We start from the raw sequence: 18,681 nt of genomic DNA on the forward strand, positions 1-18,681 counted from the left end.
AGGGGGCCAGCCGCTATCAATTAGAAATGTGGCCTGCATCGGAGGCAGGCCACATTTTCAGCTATTTTCCGCCACCAGCCTCATCGGTTGAGACGCATGGAGTTGGTCACCACGATGAGCGAGCTGAGCGACATGCCCGCCGCCGCCAGATAAGGGGGGAGCCAGCCGCAGGCTGCCAGCGGCAACACCAGCAGGTTGTAACCGATGGACCAGGCGAAGTTCTCAATGATGATCTTGCGGGTACGCATTGCCAGCACTCTGGCCTCAAGCAGTCGGCTCAAGTCATCGGCCAGCAGGATGGCATCGGCGCTGTTTTTCGCCAGATCGGTGCCACCGGCCATGGCGAACGAGGCGTGAGCCCCGGCCAGTACCGGGGCGTCGTTGATGCCATCGCCCACCATGATGCTGATATCACCCTCGGCTTCACGAGCCTTGAGATAGGCCAGCTTGCCATCGGGTGAGACCCCCTTGACCAGCTCATCCACTCCCAGCTCGCGGGCAATCTCGTCTGCCTGCAGGGAGCTGTCACCGGTCAGCACAGTGGTTTGCAGACCGGCCGCCTTGAATGCCCCGATCAACGCCTTGGCATCGGGGCGCAGGGTATCTTCCAGATTGAAGCGCGCCAATACCTGCTGCTCGTTAGCCAGATAGATAGCCAGACCGCGGCCGTGCTCTTGCGCCGGATCCAGCCCAAGCCAGCGGGCACTGCCGAGGCGGTAGCGTACGCCATCTACCAGCGCTGTGATGCCGTGACCGATGACCGGGGTGATCTCGCGGGCGGATGGCAGCACTGTGATGTTGTCGGCGGGCAGCCGGAAGGCACGGGCAATGGGGTGTTCGGATTGCGCCTCCATGGCCCGGGCGATGGCGAGGCAGTGCGCCTCGTCAAGGTCGGCCAACGCCTGAGTCTGCGTCAGGCTGACGTTGCCTGTGGTCAGGGTGCCTGTCTTGTCCATCACGATCCGGTTGGCCTTGGTCAGCACGTCCAGCACATGACCGCGGCGCAGCAGGATACCGTTGCGAGTCAGATTGGCTGTGGCCGAGGTCAGCGCCGTCGGGGTTGCCAGCGACAGGGCGCAAGGGCAAGTGGCTACCAGCACGGCGAGGGTGATCCAGAACGCCTGATCCGGTTGATGGAAGTGCCAGAAGGTCCAGACTGCGGCGGCAATGATCAGCAGCACCAGAATAAAGTGGCGCGACAGCTGATCCGCCATCTGGGCGATGGCCGGTTTGTCATCGAGGGCGTGATCCTGCAGCCGCATGATCTGGGCGATCCGCGACTCTTCGATACGGTGGCTGACCCGGATCTGCAGCGGCGCATCCGTGTTGATGGTGCCGGCATAGACTTGATCGCCGGGCTGTTTGAGCAGGGGCAGCTGTTCGCCGGTCAGCATGGATTCGTTGAGGCTGGCTTGTCCTTCGACAATGATGCCGTCCGCCGGCAAGGTTGCACCGGCCAGCACCCGCACTCGATCGCCGACCTGCAAGGTCTTGGCCGCTACCTCATGCTCCCCTTCATCATCGATGCGGGTCGCCATGATGGGCACCAGTCGCGCCAGGTTGGAGCTCGACTCCGACGCCTTGCGCCGGGCCCGCAACTCGAGAAAGCGCCCCAGCAGCAGGAAGAAGACGAACATGGTGATGGAGTCGTAATAGACCTCACCGGTGTTGAATACGGTGGCCCACATGGAGGCGATGAAGGCACCGATCAGTGCCAGTGACACCGACACATCGATCGACAGGTGGCCCTGTTTCAGGCTGCGCCAGGCGCCCACGTAAAAGGGTTGGGCCGAGTAGATCATGATGGGGGTGGAGAGCAACAGGCTTATCCACTTGAAGTAGACCATGAACTCATCTTCAACGCTGATGAAGAGATCCATGTAGAGGGCCACGGCGCACATCATTACCTGCATCGAACCCAGGCCAGCCAGTGCCAGCCGGAACATATAGCTGCGCACCTCTTTGGCGTAGAGCGCCTCCTGTTGATGGGTCTGGAACGGGTAGGCGCGATAGCCAATTTGGGCGAACCCCTTGAGGATGTCACTCAGGGAGAGCTGTGCCGGATCCCACTTGATGCGAGCCCGGTGGGTGGTGGTGTTGACGTTGATGTAGCGCAGGCCACTCAGGGTCATCAGATGCCGTTCGATAAGCCAGGCACAGGCAGCGCAGGTGAGCCCCTCGACCGTCAGCTGGATTTCACGAAGGGTGCCACTTTCGGTGACAAACTCCTGCTGGATCTCGGCCAGGTCGTAGTGGATGAGGGCGGCCAGCTCCTCGGGCACCAGATCTCCCTTGGTGCCGGGGGCGGTGCGGTGATCGTAGTAACTGGCAAGACCGCACTCCATGATGGTTTCCGCCACCGCCTGACAACCGGGGCAGCACATGGGGCGAACAATCCCCTTTATCTCGAGGGAATAGCCACTATTGGCGGGCACCGGCTCGCCACAGTGAAAGCAGGGGGTCATGGTTTATGGCCCCCTGAATGCAGGATGCGAGCAGCGGGTGCGCTGGCGAGAACCGGCTCGCCACAGTGAGAACAGCCGGTCATGGCTTAGCGTCCTTTCGGGTCGAGTTCGACGGGGGCCAGGGTGGGCAGCTGGACGGTCTCCTGCAATCGCCACTCGTGATCAAAGGCATCGACCCGAATGTGCCACTTGCCGACCAGTGGCTTGTCGAAATGGAGGCGATAGGTGCCGCTCGCATCGGCGGTGATCATGTGTTCGCTGTCCTGACCGGCCAAGGTCGGGTGGAACAATGAGAGATAGAGGGCTTGCCCGGCAGGAATATCGCCGCTGATGGGTTTGAGGGTCAGCTCGTTGCCGTCAACCTCCAGCCCAAAGCGGATATTGAGGGCTTCGGAGCGGTCAAACTTGCTCAAGTCCTGATTGATCTCTTTCCCTTGTTTGTAATAGTCCTCGGCCACCAGATTGACCCCATCCTTGCTGGCGATGATGGCGGTGGCGATGCTGCCGACAACGGCGGCAGTGGGGAGGGCGATGATAAACCAGGGCCAGAATTGGCGATACCACGGTTTGGATAGAGATTGGGTCATGATTGCTACTGCCATGAAACGAATGATTAACGTGGAAGATGGTTTTTACGCAACACAAGATAACAAAAAGCCTCGAGGAGTCGAGGCTTTTTGCTGTGTAATCACGTGTTTATCACATGTTACAACGTTACGGGCGAACCTTATTTGGCAGACTGTTGATGAGACAGGCTGTAAACGTAGGAGGCCAGCAGGTGAACCTTGTCCTCACCCAGAATGTCTTTCCAGGCTGGCATCACACCGTGACGACCGTGGGTGATGGTTTGTACCACCACTTCGCGGGAGCCACCGTAGAGCCAGGTGTTGTTGGTCAGATCTGGCGCACCGACGGCGATACCGCCCTTGGCATCGGCCCCGTGGCAAGCTGCGCAGATGGCAAAGCGGGCTTCACCTTTCTTCGCTTCGACCAGATCGACCTTGCGACCAGAGAGGCTCAGCACATAAGAAGCCACTTCCTGAACGCCATCTTTGCCGAGGATTTCACCCCAGGCAGCCATGATCCCCTGGCGACCGCCCATGATGGTGGTCTTGATGTTCTCCGGCTGACCGCCCCATTGCCATTCGCTGTCGGTCAGGTTCGGGAAGCCGCGGCCACCACGGGCATCGGAGCCGTGGCACTGGGAACAGTTCTGCAGGAACAGACGCTGACCCACTTTCAGGGCTTCCGGATCCTTGGCGATCTCGGTGATGGCACGATAGGTTTTGCCGTCCGCTTCATAGGTGAGTTCACGGAACTTGGCGCCGTAGATCTCGTCAGCCTTGGCAACCTCGCGGTCATACTCCACCGCGCGACCTTCGGCTTTGGCCGATGCGGTCGCCGCTTTGGACTCTGCCAGCGAGCGAACATCCTGGTTGGAGCTCTGCCAGCCCAGCACACCTTTCCAGTTACCCAGACCCGGGAAGGCGACCAGGTAGACCAGACCGGTGACGATGAAGAAGAGGAACATGTAAGTCCACCACTTCGGCAGCGGGTTGTTGATCTCCTCGATGCCATCGAAGGAGTGGCCCATCGATTTACCTTCTTCAACACCCATCTTGTCCTTGCGGCACCACATCAGCAGCAAGAAGCAGCCGAGGATGGTTCCCAGACTGATGACAGTCACAAAAATGCTAAACAGAGTGCTCATTATTGTTTCGCTCCTGCGTTCTTTTTATCAGCACCGGGTTGCTCATCATCGGCAAAAACCAGGTTGGCAGCCTCGTCGAAAGAGGTCTTGCGGCGTTTGCTGTAAGCCCAGACGATGATGCCAATCATGATGGCCATCAACAGCAGGGTGTACAGACCGCGAAATGTGCCGTAATCCATCTTGAAACTCCTTATTTCAGCGCATGGCCCAGTGACTGGAGGTAAGCGATGAGTGCTTCAAGCTCGGTCTTGCCTTTGACCGCTTCCCCGGCACCCTGAATATCGGCGTCGGTATAGGGCACACCGAAGTGATCGCGGAACAGCGCCAGCTTCTTGGCTGTCATCTCGCCGGTCAGCACGTTGGTGTCAAGCCAGGGGTAACCGGGCATGTTGGATTCCGGTACCACATCGCGCGGGTTGATCAGGTGAGCGTGGTGCCAGGCATCGGAGTAACGACCGCCAACACGGGCCAGATCCGGGCCAGTACGCTTGGAGCCCCACAGGAAGGGGTGCTCCCAGACGCTCTCACCGGCAACCGAGTAGTGACCGTAACGCTCGGTCTCGGCCCGGAACGGACGGATCATCTGACTGTGGCAGTTGGTGCAGCCTTCGCGGATGAAGATGTCGCGCCCTTCCATCTGCAGAGCGGTGTAGGGTTTTAGGCCCTCCACCGGCTCGGTGGTCTGCTTCTGGAAGAACAGCGGGGTGATTTCAACCAGGCCCCCCAGACTGATGGCGAAGATGATGCCGACCACCAGCATGGGAACGCTTTTTTCAAATATTTCGTGACGGTTATTGTTGCTCATGGGTTGACCTCTTCAATCAGGCTGGCTGGGCGATAGGTTCCAGAGAACCTTTGGGCGCAGTGATGGTGCGATAGGCGTTGTAAGCCAGCAGCAACATGCCGGTGACGAAGAAGCAGCCTCCCAGGAAGCGCACGAAATAGAAGGGATAGGATGCCTGCAGTGCTTCAACGAAGCTGTAGGTCAGGGTGCCGTCTTCGTTGACTGCACGCCACATCAGGCCCTGCATCACGCCGGAAATCCACATGGCAACGATGTAGAGCACGGTGCCCACGGTCGCCAGCCAGAAGTGCACGTTGATCAGCTTGATGCTGTACATCCTGCCCTGGCCGAACAGGTTCGGGATCAGGTGATAGACCGCACCGATGGAGACCATGGCAACCCAGCCCAGCGCACCGGAGTGAACGTGACCAACGGTCCAGTCGGTGTAGTGGGAGAGGGCGTTGACGGTTTTGATCGCCATCATCGGGCCTTCGAAGGTCGACATGCCGTAGAAAGACAGGGAGACGATCAGGAAGCGCAGGATGGGGTCATAGCGCAGTTTGTGCCAAGCACCGGAGAGGGTCATGATGCCGTTGATCATGCCGCCCCAGGAGGGCACGAACAGGATCAGGGACATCACCATGCCCAGCGACTGGGCCCAGTCAGGCAGTGCGGTGTAGTGCAGGTGGTGCGGACCTGCCCAGATATAGAGGGAGATCAGCGCCCAGAAGTGCACGATGGAGAGGCGATAGGAGTAAACCGGACGACCGGCCTGCTTGGGCACGAAGTAGTACATCATCCCGAGGAAGCCGGCGGTCAGCAGGAAGCCCACCGCGTTGTGGCCATACCACCACTGCACCATGGCGTCCATGGCGCCGGAGTACATGGAGTAGGACTTCATGCCGGAGAGCGGCACTTCCATGTTGTTAACGATGTGCAGCACCGCGACGGTGATGATGAAGGCGCCGAAGAACCAGTTCGCCACATAGATGTGGGAGGTGGTGCGCTTCATCAGGGTGCCGAAGAAGACGATGGCATAGGCGACCCATACCACTGTGATGGCGATATCAATCGGCCACTCCAGCTCGGCATACTCTTTGGCGGAGGTGTAACCCAGCGGCAGAGATATGGCGGCAGAGAGGATGATCGCTTGCCAGCCCCAGAAGACGAAGGTTGCCAGCGGGCCACCGAACAGTCTGGTTTGACAGGTACGCTGCACCACGTAAAACGAGGTGGCCATCAGTGCACTGACGCCGAAGGCGAAGATCACTGCGTTGGTATGGAGGGGCCGCAGACGACTGTAAGTCAGCCACGGAGTCTCGAAGTTGAGAGCAGGCCAGATCAACTGGGCTGCGATCAGTACGCCAACCGACATGCCGACAATTCCCCAGACAATCGTCATGACGGTAAACTGGCGAACAACGGTATAGTTGTACTCAGGATGGTTAGTTGTATGGCTCATCGTTATATTCCGCTTCCGATGCTGCTGTTGTTTGGTTTTGTATCCGGAGAACCGGACTGGCTTCATCAGCCACCGCCGACCAGTTGTTAACATCTGTTAACGAAAGGAAAAGCAAAAGATGGCTAAATGAAAACTTCATGGGAATGATACTGAACTGACAGGTAAAATAACAGTATAAACAGTGATATATTTGGCTCCGTCCGGTCTCGTTATGGCGGCTTTTTACCTTGTTCGAGATCACAAAAAACTATTTTAATTGCATCTTAATCGGGCTGTTTTTGATGAAAGAGAGACTTACCGCACGTAAAGTTTTGCACCTCGCACTGGTGCTGGCGTTGTTGCTGGCGCTGATTGCCTATCGCACCTGGTTTTCGGCCGATAGCAGCGTGCCTGCTGGTCAGACAAAAGATCAGATTTGTGATCTTTCCCACACCCCTTGCAACGCGCTGATTGGTAACAAGCCGCTGACGGTAGCCATCAAGGAATTACCGCTGCGCGCCGAACATGACTTTGCCATCGCTATTACTGGCGGCGATCCGGCCATCAAGCCGGTTAAGGCGACGCTCGAAGGCAAAGATATGTTTATGGGCACCATTCCGGTGAGCTTTGAACAAATAGACGGACAGTGGCAGGGGGTGACCCAGGTGGGGAGCTGTACGTCACCCGTCATGATCTGGTTGTTAAATATCGAGTGGAGTAATGGTCAACGCCAGCAATTGGCGCTTTCCGTTGCCCGGGAATAACGACGCAAGGGGCGGGGAGTGGAAAAAATATTTGAAATTTCCCGGCCAGGCGTTACCTTCCCCAAACCATCAGGGAGTGAAGTTCATTTAATCATGATTGAAAAACAACCGTTTTATCGCACCCTCAACCAGCAAGCCAAGGCGCTGCTGGAGGGGGAAACCGATCTGATTGCCAATCTGGCCAACTTGTCCGCGCTGCTGAATCAGGAGCTGACGGAGATCAACTGGGTCGGTTTTTATCTGTTGCAGGGTGAGACCCTGGTATTGGGGCCGTTTCAAGGCAAACCGGCCTGCGTGCGGATCCCGGTTGGCCGCGGGGTGTGTGGTACGGCAGTGGCAGAGGGGAGAACCCAACTCATTGACGATGTCCACCAGTTCGACGGTCACATCGCTTGCGATGGCGCGAGCAACTCGGAAATCGTGATCCCGGTGCGCCGTGGTGGCGAGATCATCGGAGTGCTCGATATCGACAGTCCGATTTTTAACCGTTTCGACCAGGAAGACCGGATTGGCCTCGAAGAAACGGTGCAAATTTTGGAAAGCATGCTCTAAGTCATTGCTAGATGGTTCGCAAAAGGCCCCAAGCTCTCTATAATGGGGCCTTTGTTGTGCTCGGGACGTGCCCGTGCGTTTATATGAAAGCCAAGGTTATACATGGAAAACACTGAGAAGCTGAAGAACAGTAAAGAGATCGTTGCCTACCTGGTCGAGAAATTCCCGGCCTGCTTCGTTGCTGAAGGAGAGGCCAAGCCGCTCAAGATTGGCATCTTCCAGGATTTGGCCGAGCGTCTTGCTGACGATGCCAGAGTCTCCAAGACCATGCTGCGTTCCGCACTGCGTCAATACACCTCCAGCTGGCGCTACCTGCACGGCCTCAAAGCTGGCCAGGCTCGCGTTGATCTGGACGGCAACCCGGGCGAACTGCTGACCGAAGAGCACATCGAGCACGCCAAGCAAGCTCTGAAAGAGAGCAAAGAGCGCGTATTCGCCAGCCGTCGTACCAATACCAAAGAGAAGGATGAGAAGGCCAAGAAGCCCCGTCGTCCTGCTGTGCGCAAAACCGAGAAAGCTGATGTAGCTGCCAAGCCGAAAGCTGCCGCCAAGGCACCGGTCGCCGAAGCTCCGCTGGTTAAAGTGGATGCCGCTACGCTGAAAGTGGGCCAGGATGTGCGCGTCGTTATGGGTAAATTCCCGGTTCCGGCAACCATCAAGGAAGTAACCAAGGACGATGTACAGGTCCAACTGCAGACCGGCATGATGGTGCGGGTCAAATCAGAGCACTTGGTTCTCTAAGGAGACAAATGTTGAAGCATGGCGTAATTCGTTTTTCCCTCGTTGCCTGTAGCCTGGCGCTTGCCGGGCTTGCACAGGCCATCGAGCCGGTGCTCAAGGAGAGTGATTTGCCTGTGTTGGCTCAAGAGAGCCAACATGCTACGGCCAGCAAGCGAATTACCAATCTGTTTACCCGCTCGCACTATAAACAGTTCAAGCTGGACGATGCCTTTTCCTCCGTGATTTTCGATAAATATCTGGAGAATCTGGACTACAGCCGCAACCTGTTTTTGGCCTCTGATATCAGCCGTTTTGAAAAGTACCGTAACGGTTTTGACACCGACCTCGAAAGAGGCCGTCTGGCTCCCGCCTACGAGATGTTCAACCTGAGTCAGCAGCGGCGTTATGAGCGGTTCGAATACGCCCTCAAACTGCTTGATACTCCTTTCGATTTTACCCAGACCGACAACTATGTGTTTGATCGGGAAGGGGCGGCTTGGCCCAAAGATGAAGCAGAGCTCAACGAGCTGTGGCGTCAGCGGGTCAAGTTCGATGCCCTGAGCCTCAAGCTCAGCGGCAAGGAGTGGCCCGAGATCAAGGAGCTGCTTGGCAAGCGTTACAACAATGCCATCAAGCGGATGTCCCAGACCGAGAGCGAGGATGTCTTCCAGCTCTTCATGAACTCCTTCGCTCGCGCCATCGAACCGCACACCAGTTACCTCTCACCGCGCAGTGCCGATCGTTTCAACACCGAGATGAACCTCTCGCTGGAGGGGATTGGTGCCGTGTTGCAGGCGGAAGATGACTTTACCGTCATCCGTTCGCTGGTGCCCGGTGGCCCGGCGGCCAAATCCAACCACCTCAAGCCCGATGACAAGATCACCGGGGTAGGGCAGGAAGATGGCAAGATTGTCGATGTGATTGGCTGGCGTCTTGATGACGTGGTCGAGCTCATCAAGGGGCCCAAGGGGAGCAAGGTCAAGCTGGAGATCCAGCGCGGCAAGGGCGCAACCGCCAAGACCGAGCAGATCGAGCTGACCCGCGACAAGGTGCGTCTTGAAGACAGGGCCGCCAAGTCCAAGGTGATTAACGCCGAAGGCAAGAAGATTGGCGTCATCGAGATCCCGAGTTTCTACGTCAATCTGCACGACGACGTGATCAAGGAGCTCTCCAGCCTGAACAAGCAGAAGATCGATGGTCTGATCATCGATCTGCGCGGTAACGGCGGTGGTGCCCTGACCGAAGCCTCCGCCCTGAGCGGTCTCTTCTTTGCCAGCGGTCCCGTGGTGCAAATTCGTGATCACATGGGCCGTATCACGGTCAATGGTGATGATGATGGCAACGTCTACTACGGCGGCCCCATGTCGGTAATGATCGACCGCTACAGCGCCTCGGCCTCCGAGATCTTCGCTGCCGCCATGCAGGATTATGGCCGCGCCCTGATCCTGGGTGAAAACTCGTTCGGCAAGGGGACGGTGCAGCAGCATCGCAGCCTCGCCAAGGTCTATGACTTCTACGAGCAGCCGCTGGGTCACGTGCAGTACACCATCGCCAAGTTCTACCGGATCGACGGTGGCAGCACCCAGAACAAGGGCGTTGCGCCGGATATCAGCTTCCCGACACCGGTTGCCCCGGAAGAGACGGGCGAAAGCCGTGAGTTCAATGCGTTGCCGTGGGACAAGATTGCCTCCGCCAACTACGAGAAACTCGGCAACTTCGCCAGCCTGCTGCCGAAGTTGCAGTCGGCGCACGATGCCCGGATCGCCAAGGATCCCGAGTTTGCCTATGTGATGCAGGACATCGCTGACTACAAGGAGGAGAAAGACAAGAAGTCGGTCTCCCTCAACGAGGCAGAGCGTGTTGCAGAGCAGGCGAAACAGGATGAGAAAGCGCTCAAACGTACCAATGAGCGTCTGGCACGTCTTGGCAAGCCGGCGGTGAAGAGTCTGGATGAACTGCCCGCTGATTTTGAAGCGCCCGATGAGTATCTCATCGAAGCGGCCAATATCACGGCGGATCTGGCCAAGGTCAGCAAACGCAGCTGACAAGGCGACCCATAATGCACAAGGGCGACTGCGGTCGCCCTTTCTTTTTGTCTGGCGTATCTGACGTAATGCAAATTGTTTGACCCCGTCAGTTGGTTGTGACAGCCTCTTTCTCGCCTTTAACAAGCGTGGAAGCAGACAATAATGACCGATCACTCCCAGGCCATGACGGCCAAATATCGCCAGGATTATCAGGCGCCGCTCTACTGGATCGACACCATCGACCTCGATTTCCAACTGCAGGAGCCGCTGACCCAGGTCACCGCCATCACCCGCATTCGCCGCAACGGCGAGCACAATGCTCCGCTGGTCCTCGATGGCGAGCAGCTGACCCTCAAGAGCGTTGCCATCGATGGCATTCCCTGTGACCACTACGAGCAAGGCGAGAGCAGCCTGACCCTGTTCAACCTGCCTGCCGAATGTGTGCTGACCATCGTCACCCTGCTGGATCCGGCCGCCAACACCGCGCTGGAAGGGCTTTACAAGTCTGGCGATGCCTACTGCACCCAGTGTGAAGCGGAGGGCTTTCGCCGCATTACCTATTATCTGGACCGCCCCGACATTCTGGCGCGTTACAGCACCCGCATTACTGCTGACAAAGCGCAGTTCCCCTTCCTGCTCTCCAACGGCAACAAGGTCGACAGCGGTGATCTGGATGGCGGCCGTCACTTCGTACAGTGGCAGGATCCTTTCCCCAAACCGAGCTACCTGTTTGCGCTGGTGGCCGGAGATTTCGATGTGGAGCGCAGCCACTACACCACCAAGAGCGGCCGCAAGGTGGCCCTCGAGATCTTCGTCGACAAGGGCAACCTGGACAGAGCCGGTTTTGCCATGGAGAGTCTCATCAACTCCATGCGCTGGGACGAGCAGCGTTTCGGCCTCGAGTATGATCTCGACATCTATATGATCGTCGCGGTGGACTTCTTCAACATGGGCGCCATGGAGAACAAGGGGCTCAACATCTTTAACTCCAAGTTCGTGCTGGCCAATCCGGCCACCGCTACCGACAGCGACTACCACGGTATCGAACGGGTGATCGGTCACGAATATTTCCACAACTGGACCGGCAACCGCGTCACCTGTCGTGACTGGTTCCAGCTCAGCCTGAAAGAGGGACTGACGGTATTCCGGGATCAGGAGTTCTCCTCCGATCTGGGCTCCCGTGGCGTCAACCGCATCAACAACGTGCGCACCGTGCGCGGCCCGCAGTTTGCCGAAGATGCCGGCCCCATGGCGCACCCGATCCGCCCAGATGTGGTGATCGAGATGAACAACTTCTACACCCTGACCGTCTACGAGAAGGGGTCGGAAGTGATCCGCATGATGCACACCCTGCTGGGTGAAGCTGCCTTCCAGGCGGGTATGCGTCTCTACTTCGAGCGCCACGACGGTTCTGCCGCCACCTGCGATGATTTCGTGCAGGCGATGGAGGATGCTTCTGGCGTGGATCTCGGACGTTTCCGCCGTTGGTATAGCCAGTCCGGCACGCCCGAGCTGACTGTGACCGACGAGTACGATGCCGCGAGCGGTGTTTACCGTCTGCATGTGAGCCAGCACACCCCGCCGACTCAGGATCAGCCGCAGAAGCTGCCGCTGCATATCCCCCTCGACATCGAGCTCTATGACCAACAAGGTGCCGTCATTGCGTTGCAATATCAGGGCAAGGCCATCGGCAACGTGCTCGACGTGCTGGAAGCGGAGCAGACCTTCGAGTTCGATCAGGTGCCGGTCAAGCCGGTTCCCTCCCTGCTGCGGGACTTCTCCGCGCCGGTCAAGCTGCACTATGACTACAGTGATGAAGCGCTCGCCTTCCTGATGCGCTTTGCTCGCAACGAGTTTGCCCGCTGGGATGCGGCCCAGATGCTGATCAACAAGGCGGTCATCGAAGGGGTGGCGCGGGTACAGCACGGGCAGGGGGTCGAGCTCTCCCAGACCCTGCTGGCCGCCTTCGTCGCCATTCTGGACGACAGCGAGCTGGATTTGGCCCTCAAGGCGGAGATCCTGGCGCTGCCCGGCGAGGCGACCCTGGCCGAGCTGTTCGAGGTGGCCGATATCGATGCCATCCATCAGGTGCGCGACGCGATCCACACCCGTCTTGCCGAGGCCTTTGGCGCGAGCTTGGCGGCTACCTATCAGAGCCTGCGTCTGAATGGTTATCAGGTGGTGCACGCCGACATGGCCAAGCGAGCCCTCAAGGGGGTGGTGCTTGGCTATCTGGCGGCGCTGGATGCGGAGCATGCCGATGCGATGGTGCGCGAGCAGTATGCAACTGCCGACAACATGACCGATACCCTGGCGGCGCTGCAGGTGGCCAACGGCTATCTGTTGCCATGTCGCGCCGCGCTGCTGGCCGATTTCGAGGGCAAGTGGGCCAAGGATGGACTGGTGCTGGACAACTGGCTGCGGCTGATTGGCAGCAAACCGGCTGCCGATGTGCTCGGCGAAGTGAAGCAGGCGATGAATCACCCCACCTTCAGCATTCGCAACCCGAACCGGCTGCGGGCGTTGATCGGCAGCTTCGCCATGAGCAATCAGGTGCAGTTCCATGCGGTGGATGGCAGCGGTTACCGCTTCCTGACCGATCTGCTGATCGAGCTCAACGAGGTCAATCCGCAGGTGGCCTCCCGCCTCATCACGCCTCTTATCCAGTTCAAGCGACTGGATGACGCGCGCAAGGCCCTTATCCGCGCCGAGCTGACCCGTCTGGCCAACCTTGAGGGGCTGGCACGGGATCTGTTCGAGAAGGTCAGCAAGGCGCTGCAGCAGTAAGTGTCGACGGGGCAGGGGCGTGAATGCGCCTGCCCCTATTGTGTGATTTGTCGTGTGATCAGGAGCAAGCGTGAAGCAGTTTACTTTTCGGCTCTCATTGAATAGCGATGAGGTGATGCTGATGTATCAGGGCCATGCCAGACGGCTGGTGGTGCGCAGCGAACAGGGATTGACCCTGGAACTTGGCATAGAAAAAATACGGCCCTTTGTCGCCATCAATGGTGTGCATGGCTACTTTCGGCTGAAAACCCAGGACGATTACCGCTTTATCAGTCTCGAACGCATAAATTAACAAAAAGTGAACAGATTACCGACTGTTTATCTGCTTTGAGTCACTATCTATCCGGCAAACTGGCACAAAGGTAGTGGGAATTTCTGTATTTTTGGTTATTTGCAAAATTTCTCACAGTTTAAGCCGTGATCTGCACCTTGTTTTTAACATCTCGTTAGCACCTTTCCTCGCCTTCCCTTATCCAAGCCATTACACTTCGCAACAACTCTGCACCAGCGGGTAACCAGGGTGGTTGCCTCTGCGTCGGTGGTTAATGTCGTCCGATAAGGAATATAAAAATGGCATTGAAAGACGCCCCTACCTCAGTTCTGCTCGAAAACGTTCTCAGCCTGATCCATCAGAAGTTGCCCAAAAACAGTGCCTCTCTGGTCGAGCGCTTCGTTGCCAAGTTCTACGGCAACATGGCGAGCTCCGATCTGCATGATCGTAATGACAGCGATCTCTATGGCGCGGCCCTTAGCTTGTGGAATGCCCTCAATCAGCGCAGCAGCACCGACCCCTATATCCGGGTCTACAACCCCGAGCTGACCCGTCACGGCTGGCAATCGCCCCATACCATCGTCGAGGTGATCCTGCAGGATTCCCCCTTCCTGGTGGACTCCATCCGGATGGCGCTCAAGCGACTCAATATCACCGCCCACATGATGCTGCACCAACCGCTGCACCTCATTCGTGGCACGGATGGCAAGATTGACGCCATTCTGGCGCTCGACAACACCGACGGGCAGACCTCGGTTGAAACCGCCTTCCTTATCGAGATCGATCACCTCACCAGCGAGGAGCAGATGGCTGCGCTTGCTGCCGAGCTCAACTCGGTGGCCGGTGAAGTGGCGCTGGCAGTCGGCGACTGGCAGCCGATGCTGGCCAAGCTCAATGAGATCATCGACGAACTGCCCAAGCGCAAGAGTCCGGCCAGCAAGGAGGAGGTAGCCTCCTGCGTTGCTTTCCTCAAATGGGTGGCTGCCCACAACTTCACCCTGATGGGGTATCGCCGTTACGACGTCAAGGCGGTGGAGGGGGATCACGAGATCCTGCCGCAGGCCAGCTCCAGCCTGGGTTTGATGAAGAACTCCATCAAGGAGGTGGGCCAGCGTCTTGGCAACATGCCGGCCAGCGCCCGTCACGCAGCCCTGAGCTCCGACTTGCTGATCCTCACCAAATCCAACAGCAAGTCCCGGGTACACCGCCCGGCCTATGTGGATTACATCGGCATCAAGCGCTTTGACGAGCACGGCAAGGTGGTGGGGGAAGATCGCTTCATCGGCCTCTACGCCTCTTCCATCTACAACACCAGCGCGACCCAGATCCCGCTCATCAGCCATCGTCTCGAGCGCATCATGGCCGCCTCCGGACACGAGAAGGGCTCCCACGCCTACAAGGCGCTGCTGAACGTATTGGAAACCTATCCCCGCGACGAACTGATCCAGGCTCGTGAAGAGGAGCTGCTGGCCACCGGTCTTGGCGTGCTGGAGATGCAGGAGCGGGACATGCTGCGGCTGTTTGTGCGCCGGGATGTCTATGGTCGCTTCTTCTCCTGCATGGTCTATGTCACCAAGGAGCGCTACAACACCGCGCTGCGGATCAAGACCCAGCAAATTTTGCAGAAATATTTTGGCAGCAACGAAGAGGTGGAGTTCAACGTCTACTTCACCGAGGGCGTGCTGGCACGGACCCACTACATAGTGCGGGTCAACAACAACAACGTGGATGTGGATGTGAACGAAGTACAGAACAACCTGATTGAAGCGGCCCGCAGCTGGGATGACCGACTCGACTCCGTGCTGCTCTCTCACTACGGTGAAGCCCGCGGCAACGAACTGCGTCGCCGTTTCAGCACTGCCTTCCCGCGCGCTTACAAGGAAGATGTGCTGCCGGGCTCTGCCGTGGCCGACATCATGGCGCTCGATAACCTGAGCGAAGCCGAGCCGCTGGGCATGCTGTTCTACCGAGCGCAGGAGGAGGAGAACGATCGTCGGGTACGGCTCAAGCTGTTCCATCGCACCGAACCTATTCATCTCTCCGACGTGCTGCCGATGCTGGAGAACATGGGGCTGCGGGTGATCGGCGAGACCCCGTATCAGGTACGCACCCCGAGCGGTGATCTGTTCTGGATCCTCGACTTCTCCATGCTGCTGCACGGCGAGCAGCCGTTTGATCTGGCCCAGAGCCAGCAGCGCTTCCAGCAGGCGTTTGCCGCCATCTGGAACAAGCAGCTGGAAGATGACGGCTTCAACCGACTGGTATTGGGGGCGGGCCTCACTGGCCGTCAGGTGTCGGTGCTGCGCGCCTACGCCAAATACATGCGCCAGACCGGCGTCTCCTTCAGCCAGTCATATATCGAAGAGACGCTTACCCGCTACCCCGATATCGCCCAACTGCTGTTTACCCTGTTCGAGCAGCGCCTCGACCCCGCTGGCAAACAGGACGCCAAGGCAGAAGCCAAGCTGCACGAGGCGCTTGCCGCCAAGCTGGATCAGGTGGCCAACCTGGATGACGATCGCATCATTCGCCGCTATGTGGAGATGATCGACGCCACCCTGCGCACCAACTACTATCAGCTGGACAAGGCGGGCAACATCAAGCCCTACATCTCCTTCAAACTGGCTCCGTCCAGCATCACCGACATGCCGCTGCCGTTGCCGAAGTTCGAGATCTTCGTCTACTCGCCGCGAGTGGAAGGGGTGCATCTGCGCTGGGGCAAGGTGGCCCGTGGCGGTCTGCGCTGGTCCGATCGTAAGGAGGACTTCCGTACCGAAGTGCTGGGTCTGGTGAAAGCCCAGCAGGTCAAGAACACCGTGATCGTGCCGGTCGGTGCCAAGGGCGGTTTCTACTGCAAACAGATGCCGGTAGGGGCGCCCCGCGCGGTCATTCAGGAGGAGGGCAAGGCCTGCTATCGCCTGTTTATTCGCGGCCTGCTCGATGTGACCGACAACATCATCGGCGGCGAGGTGATCCCGCCAAAATCCGTGGTGCGTCACGATGAGGATGACTACTACCTGGTGGTGGCTGCCGATAAGGGTACCGCGACCTTCTCCGACATCGCCAATGAGATCAGCCTCGAATACGGTCACTGGCTCGGTGATGCATTCGCCTCCGGCGGCTCGGTCGGTTACGACCACAAGAAGATGGGTATCACCGCACGCGGGGCCTGGGAGTCGGTCCAGCGTCACTTCCGTGAAATTGGCGTCAACTGCCAGACCACAGATTTTACCTGTGTCGGGATCGGCGACATGGCGGGGGACGTGTTCGGCAACGGCATGCTGCTCTCCGAGCACACCCGGCTGGTGGGCGCGTTCAACCACATGCACATCTTCGTTGACCCGACCCCGGATGCGGCCAAGAGCTTTGTCGAACGCCAGCGCCTGTTCGATCTTCCGGGCTCCAGCTGGGATGACTACAACCGCGAGCTGATATCACAGGGCGGCGGCATTTTCCTGCGCTCGGCCAAGTCCATCAAGCTGAGCCCGGAAATACAGACCCTGCTAGGTACCGACAAGGCCAGCATGGCGCCGAACGAGCTGATCAAGGCGCTGCTTTGCCTCAATGTCGACCTGCTGTGGAACGGCGGCATCGGCACCTATGTGAAGAGCGCTCGCGAGAGCGATGGGGAAGTGGGCGATCGCAGCAATGACGCATTGCGGGTCAATGGTCGCGATTTGCGGGCCCGTATCGTGGGCGAGGGGGGCAACCTCGGCTTTACCCAGCTCGGTCGGGTGGAGTACGCCAGCCAGGGTGGTCGCATCAACACCGATTTTACCAACAACGTGGGTGGGGTGGATTGCTCCGACAACGAGGTGAACATCAAGATCCTGCTCAACCAGCTGGTGGCAGCAGGGGATCTGACCCTCAAGCAACGTAACCAGATGCTCTACGAAATGACCGACGACGTGGCGCAGATCGTGATCACCAACGCCTATCGCCAGTCCCAGTCCATCTCGGTCACCAGCTTCCGCGGTGCTGAACAACTCAAAGAGCAGCAGCGCTTTATTCAGGGGCTGGAGCGGGAAGGCAAGCTGGACCGTGCGCTGGAGTTCCTGCCCTCCGATGAAGAGCTCTCCGAGCGGATGGCGGCCGGGCAGGGGCTGACCCGACCCGAACTGGCGGTGCTGGTGGCTTATGGCAAGATGGTGCTCAAGGAGCAACTCAACTGCCCTGAGATCACCGAGGAGCCTTTCCTGGCCAACATGCTAGTCACCAGCTTCCCGGCCAAGTTGCAGCAGCAGTTTGGTGCAGCGCTTGCCCAGCACCCGCTGCGTGGCGAAATCATTGCGACCCGGGTGGCCAACATGCTGGTCAACGACATGGGGCTCAACTTCGCCAGCCGGATGAAGGACGAGACCGGTGCCTCGGTCGCCGAAGTGGCCTGCTGCTTTGCCATGGCCCGCGAAGTGTTTGGCATGAACCAGCTGTGGCGCGATATCGAAGGGTGCGACAACCTGGTGGATGCCCAGACTCAGCTTGAGCTGATGTTCTACAGCCGCCGCATCGTGCGTCGTGCCACCCGCTGGTTCCTGCGCGCCCGCAATCGCAGCTGGAGCATCAGCGAAAACATCGCCTTCTTCCGTCCGGCGTTCGAAACCCTGGGCACACATCTTTACGAAGTGATGGATGAGAGCGAAGTTGCAGAGCATCGTCAGGCTGTTGCCAAATGGATGGAGAAGCAGGTGCCCGAGGCCATTGCCCGTCAGGTCGCCCATATGAGCAGCCTCTTCTCCAGTCTGGATCTGGCGCAGATTGCCGCGGAGCACAAGACCGATATCCTGCGCGCCGCCAATGTCTACTATCGCCTCGGGGCCAAACTGGATCTGCACTGGTTCCTCGACCAGATCAACCATCAGCCGGTCGGTAACCATTGGCAGGCGATGGCGCGTGCCTCTTTCCGCGAAGATTTGGACTGGCAGCAACGCAGTCTCACTTCTGTGGTACTGGAAGGGTGCAAAGGAGAGGGAGAATGCGCTACCATACTGGCCGACTGGATTTCGGAGCATGAGCAACTCTTGTCCCGTTGGACCCACATGTTGGCCGACTTCAAGACCACCAGCACTCACGAGTTCGCCAAGTTCTCGGTGGCCTTGCGAGAGTTGAACCTGCTCCAGTTGAACTGTCGGGCACTTTAATTGCCAGATTAAGGCATGACA

General features: G+C 58.4%; 13 protein-coding genes. 7 read left to right on the forward strand and 6 right to left on the reverse strand.

Annotated elements, in window-relative coordinates:
• Window positions 1-80 precede the first annotated feature (80 nt).
• The 6 genes from PG888_RS16715 to ccoN all read right to left on the reverse strand — a co-directional run bounded on the left by PG888_RS16715 (window position 81) and on the right by ccoN (window position 6,422).
• Window positions 81-2,465, reverse strand: a complete 2,385-nt coding sequence (locus PG888_RS16715) for a heavy metal translocating P-type ATPase (RefSeq protein ID WP_270693856.1) — start codon at window positions 2,463-2,465, stop codon at window positions 81-83.
• Window positions 2,466-2,551: 86 nt separating this feature from the next.
• A complete protein-coding gene (locus PG888_RS16720) occupies window positions 2,552-3,052 on the reverse strand; it encodes a FixH family protein (RefSeq protein WP_139411796.1) in 501 nt (166 codons plus the stop codon).
• 140 nt (window positions 3,053-3,192) lie between these two features.
• Window positions 3,193-4,176 carry a cytochrome-c oxidase, cbb3-type subunit III gene (ccoP, locus tag PG888_RS16725; protein ID WP_042062344.1) on the reverse strand — a complete coding sequence of 328 codons (984 nt, stop codon included), beginning with the start codon at window positions 4,174-4,176 and terminating at the stop codon, window positions 3,193-3,195.
• Complete coding sequence (locus PG888_RS16730; protein ID WP_005336620.1) at window positions 4,176-4,355, reverse strand: CcoQ/FixQ family Cbb3-type cytochrome c oxidase assembly chaperone; 180 nt, start codon at window positions 4,353-4,355, stop codon at window positions 4,176-4,178. Before PG888_RS16730 ends, ccoP begins: the two co-directional genes overlap by 1 nt.
• 11 nt (window positions 4,356-4,366) lie before the next feature.
• The gene (gene ccoO, locus PG888_RS16735) at window positions 4,367-4,981 is read right to left on the reverse strand and encodes a cytochrome-c oxidase, cbb3-type subunit II (protein ID WP_042062345.1); all 615 of its coding nucleotides are present in this window, start codon (window positions 4,979-4,981) and stop codon (window positions 4,367-4,369) included.
• Window positions 4,982-4,997: 16 nt separating this feature from the next.
• Entirely contained in the window at window positions 4,998-6,422 is a 1,425-nt protein-coding gene (gene ccoN, locus PG888_RS16740; RefSeq protein WP_042062346.1) for a cytochrome-c oxidase, cbb3-type subunit I, read from the reverse strand.
• Window positions 6,423-6,703: 281 nt separating this feature from the next.
• Between ccoN and PG888_RS16745 the strand changes: the two genes are divergently transcribed.
• From PG888_RS16745 to PG888_RS16775, 7 genes are all read left to right on the forward strand, one after another.
• Complete coding sequence (locus PG888_RS16745) at window positions 6,704-7,165, forward strand: hypothetical protein (protein ID WP_182939749.1); 462 nt, start codon at window positions 6,704-6,706, stop codon at window positions 7,163-7,165.
• Window positions 7,166-7,258: 93 nt separating this feature from the next.
• Window positions 7,259-7,717 (forward strand): GAF domain-containing protein, encoded by a 459-nt coding sequence (locus tag PG888_RS16750; protein ID WP_042062348.1) that lies wholly within the window; start codon window positions 7,259-7,261, stop codon window positions 7,715-7,717.
• Between the two features lie 102 nt (window positions 7,718-7,819).
• The gene (proQ, locus tag PG888_RS16755) at window positions 7,820-8,458 is read left to right on the forward strand and encodes an RNA chaperone ProQ (RefSeq protein WP_042062349.1); all 639 of its coding nucleotides are present in this window, start codon (window positions 7,820-7,822) and stop codon (window positions 8,456-8,458) included.
• Window positions 8,459-8,466: 8 nt separating this feature from the next.
• Window positions 8,467-10,482, forward strand: a complete 2,016-nt coding sequence (prc, locus tag PG888_RS16760) for a carboxy terminal-processing peptidase (protein ID WP_042062350.1) — start codon at window positions 8,467-8,469, stop codon at window positions 10,480-10,482.
• A 144-nt stretch (window positions 10,483-10,626) separates the two neighbouring features.
• Complete coding sequence (pepN, locus tag PG888_RS16765; RefSeq protein WP_182937448.1) at window positions 10,627-13,251, forward strand: aminopeptidase N; 2,625 nt, start codon at window positions 10,627-10,629, stop codon at window positions 13,249-13,251.
• 70 nt (window positions 13,252-13,321) lie between these two features.
• Entirely contained in the window at window positions 13,322-13,543 is a 222-nt protein-coding gene (locus PG888_RS16770; RefSeq protein WP_005351919.1) for a DUF2835 family protein, read from the forward strand.
• A 278-nt stretch (window positions 13,544-13,821) separates the two neighbouring features.
• The gene (locus PG888_RS16775) at window positions 13,822-18,660 is read left to right on the forward strand and encodes an NAD-glutamate dehydrogenase (protein WP_270693855.1); all 4,839 of its coding nucleotides are present in this window, start codon (window positions 13,822-13,824) and stop codon (window positions 18,658-18,660) included.
• Window positions 18,661-18,681: the final 21 nt, after the last annotated feature.

This window comes from Aeromonas sp. QDB23 (genome assembly GCF_027707745.1).
Taxonomy (GTDB): Bacteria; Pseudomonadota; Gammaproteobacteria; order Enterobacterales; family Aeromonadaceae; genus Aeromonas; species Aeromonas allosaccharophila.

Coding starts and splice junctions, on each gene's coding strand:
- ccoN (WP_042062346.1), bottom strand. CDS start 6,422: ATGAGCCATACAACTAACCATCCTGAGTACAACTATACCGTTGTTCGC.
- PG888_RS16750 (WP_042062348.1), top strand. CDS start 7,259: ATGATTGAAAAACAACCGTTTTATCGCACCCTCAACCAGCAAGCCAAG.
- proQ (WP_042062349.1), top strand. CDS start 7,820: ATGGAAAACACTGAGAAGCTGAAGAACAGTAAAGAGATCGTTGCCTAC.
- prc (WP_042062350.1), top strand. CDS start 8,467: ATGTTGAAGCATGGCGTAATTCGTTTTTCCCTCGTTGCCTGTAGCCTG.
- ccoO (WP_042062345.1), bottom strand. CDS start 4,981: ATGAGCAACAATAACCGTCACGAAATATTTGAAAAAAGCGTTCCCATG.
- ccoP (WP_042062344.1), bottom strand. CDS start 4,176: ATGAGCACTCTGTTTAGCATTTTTGTGACTGTCATCAGTCTGGGAACC.
- PG888_RS16720 (WP_139411796.1), bottom strand. CDS start 3,052: ATGACCCAATCTCTATCCAAACCGTGGTATCGCCAATTCTGGCCCTGG.
- PG888_RS16730 (WP_005336620.1), bottom strand. CDS start 4,355: ATGGATTACGGCACATTTCGCGGTCTGTACACCCTGCTGTTGATGGCC.
- PG888_RS16775 (WP_270693855.1), top strand. CDS start 13,822: ATGGCATTGAAAGACGCCCCTACCTCAGTTCTGCTCGAAAACGTTCTC.
- PG888_RS16745 (WP_182939749.1), top strand. CDS start 6,704: ATGAAAGAGAGACTTACCGCACGTAAAGTTTTGCACCTCGCACTGGTG.
- pepN (WP_182937448.1), top strand. CDS start 10,627: ATGACCGATCACTCCCAGGCCATGACGGCCAAATATCGCCAGGATTAT.
- PG888_RS16715 (WP_270693856.1), bottom strand. CDS start 2,465: ATGACCCCCTGCTTTCACTGTGGCGAGCCGGTGCCCGCCAATAGTGGC.